Consider the following 2,943-nt stretch of genomic DNA (forward strand, 5'->3'; position numbering starts at 1 on the left):
AAATTAATTCTCGAACGATCATCAAACGCATAGGATGTCCAAGCATCCGCAATATATCTGCAGGTCTCTCGTAATACTCAATATCCATATAGAAAGCTTTTGGCATAATCTCTTCCCCTTTTTGGATGAACGTTTTTTATATCCTAATATCATCTATTTGTTCCGCCAATGTTTTATATATGCAAGGGCTTCATCTAAGTATCTATATTCTTATAACTATATTATTCCTCAAAATTCTCCCTATTTCCTCTTTGTATCTTACTAAATAACTCATTTACTTCACTCTGTTTTATATTCTCTGGTATTTCTAATGCGTGTCCAAACGTTTTCCTCCAAGAAATTTTTAATACTTTAATTTGCTTCGTAGAGACCGAATTTTGAAGTTTTTCCTTTTTCTGCTGTTCCTTCAGGTGCTCCAATTGCAATAGTCTCTTTTTCATACATAAATAATCCTTTGGAATATCTTCTCGCAGACTTAAATCATGTAGTAAACTGTTAAAATAGTTCCGCTGTCTTAAGGTAGACTTTCTTCTCCGCATAGAGTGTTCCATCTGTTGCAATAGCTCTGTTAGCTCAACAGCAGAAAAATCCACTTCTATCCACTTCTGAAAAAAACGTGTTTTTTCTAGATGGACTATTACTTGCTCGACAAACGCATCCGTAATAAAAGATCTATCTTCCTCTACAACAACATAGTCCATATCCTGAAGAAGCGTACGAACAATTCCTCGAATATCAGTGAGAAACCCCTGTTGTAGAGAGCGTTCTAAATCTGTAAATACCATTCTACCAACAATCCTTTCTTACAACCATGTAGTCTAATTAACATAAAAAGTTCGGTCCGTATGTTTTTTAGTCTAAAAAACATATAGTAAATATATAATAATAAATATAATGTAATAGTATCAAAATCGGTATTGAGAAAATAGTAAAATGGATATATGTTGTACATATTTATTGTATACTATAAATAATCTGTCATTAAATCCCTTGTATATAAGAAAAGCGAGATAAAAGAGCTCGCTTTTCTTTTTGTTTGCATATAATTTCATGAAAAAACCTCAATACATGTTAAGGAGGACAAAATAGAAACGCAATGAAAAGAGGAGCCCTTTAGCATAGGAGGGCGATGACAGTTGCATATGTAACTGTTAACTAGGCACATTCTATTATATATATTTTATCTACTTAAATATGAATAATTTTAATTTCTGAAATATTTAACTACCCCTACAATAAATACTACAACTATACGAAGGGAAATGGGAAGTTGAAAACGAGAGAGCTTCTTACTGCAGAACAAAGGGAATACTTTTATGAAGTTCCTGAGCATATGGACGAGAGAGAAATTCTACGATATTACACAATATCTGATGAAGAATTGCAAATTATAAATAAACAACGCGGTGCTGCCAATCGATTAGGTTTTGCCATACAAATTTCTTACTTACGCTTTCCTGGGAGACCATTATCTGCAAATGAAACAATTCCAGATTTTATTGTACATACAATTGCTAAACAACTAAGAATTTTACCTTCAGCTATACAGAACTATGCACGTGGGCGTGATGCAACGCGGCGAGAACACTTGAGTAAAATCAGAAATACATTAGGATTTCGGACATTTACTTTAAAAGAATATCGAGAGCTAGCACGTTGGCTTCTCCCAATGGCAATGAAAACAGATCAAGGCCATCTTTTAGTAGATGCTCTTATTACAGAAATGAGGAAAAGAAAAATCATTCTTCCAGCCATATATGCAGTTGAACATGTAGCATGGGCTGTACGTGAACGAGCACATAGAAAGATTTTTAAACAATTAACAAGAAATCTTACTTCTTCTCAATGTAAGCAACTAGACAAGTTATTAAGTGTAGGAAAAGGATACAGGTTTTCGTATTTATCATGGCTTCGACAACCTTCAGGTGTTGTTTCCGTTAAAAATTTTCACAAGATTATGGATCGAATAGAGTTTATCCAAGAATTAAATTTACCTTTAGAGAACGGCAGAGAAGTGCATCAGAATCGATTGCTACAGATGGCACGTGAAGGATCACGTTATTCTAATCAACATTTATCTAGGTTTCATGAGCTCAAACGACATGCAACTCTTATGGCTTTTCTCATTCATATATATGCTTTTTTAACAGATCAGGGAATAGAGATGCTTGAAAAACTAATGGGTAGAATGTTTAATCGTGGAGAAAAGAAACATAAGGAACATTTTCAAAAGGACGGAAAAGCGATTAATGAAAAGGTTCGTTTATACGCAAAAGTTGGAAAGGCTTTAATTGAAGCAAAAGAATTAGAACAAGACCCATTTGAATCTTTACAATCTATCATTTCGTGGGAACAATTTGTACAATCAGTAGAACAGGCTGAAGAACTATCCAGACCAGCAGAATTTGACTATTTAGATCTACTAGATAATCATTATGGACATTTCCGGAAGTTTGCACCTAGATTATTAAGAACGTATGTATTTAAAGCCTCTAAAGCGAGCCATACTTTATTTCAGGCCCTAGAGATGTTGAAAGAAATAAACCAAACAGGAAAAAGAAAAATCCCTGAAACAGCTCCAATGGATTTTCTCAAATCGAAATGGTTCAAGCATGTAATTAAAGAGAATGGTATTGATCGTCATTACTATGAGTTCGGTATCTTTTCAGAATTATGTAATCATCTTCGTTCTGGGGACATGTGGGTTGTAGGAAGTAGACAATATAAAGATTTTGAAGAATATCTTTTACCTCAAGAAAAATGGAAAGAATTAAAGGAGAAACATCAAGTTCCACTAACAATTCCAACCAACATAAATCAGTATTTACAGGAACGATTTGAGTTAATGGAAGAGCAACTCTCTAAGGTAAATCATTTGATTCAAAATCAATTATTGCCAGATGTTGAAATCTATGCAGATAAAATACAAATTGCACCTTTAAA

Annotated in this window: 2 protein-coding genes and 1 pseudogene; 1 reads left to right on the forward strand and 2 read right to left on the reverse strand. The window is 33.6% G+C overall.

Going from position 1 to position 2,943, the window contains the following annotated elements:
* Positions 1–106 (reverse strand): annotated as a pseudogene (locus ACQGS6_RS25670) (ArsR/SmtB family transcription factor); the annotation flags it as partial.
* A gap of 115 nt (positions 107–221) precedes the next feature.
* Positions 222–785, reverse strand: coding sequence for a hypothetical protein (locus ACQGS6_RS25675; RefSeq protein ID WP_426965822.1), 564 nt, complete (start codon positions 783–785; stop codon positions 222–224).
* 485 nt (positions 786–1,270) lie between these two features.
* On the opposite strand from ACQGS6_RS25675, the gene ACQGS6_RS25680 reads away from it, so the two are divergent.
* Positions 1,271–2,943 (forward strand): DUF4158 domain-containing protein (locus ACQGS6_RS25680; RefSeq protein ID WP_426965823.1); only part of this gene is annotated, 1,673 nt, incomplete at its 3' end.

The organism is Bacillus sp. GMs2/2 (genome assembly GCF_050172095.1).
Lineage (GTDB): Bacteria > Bacillota > Bacilli > Bacillales > Bacillaceae_G > Bacillus_A > Bacillus_A cereus.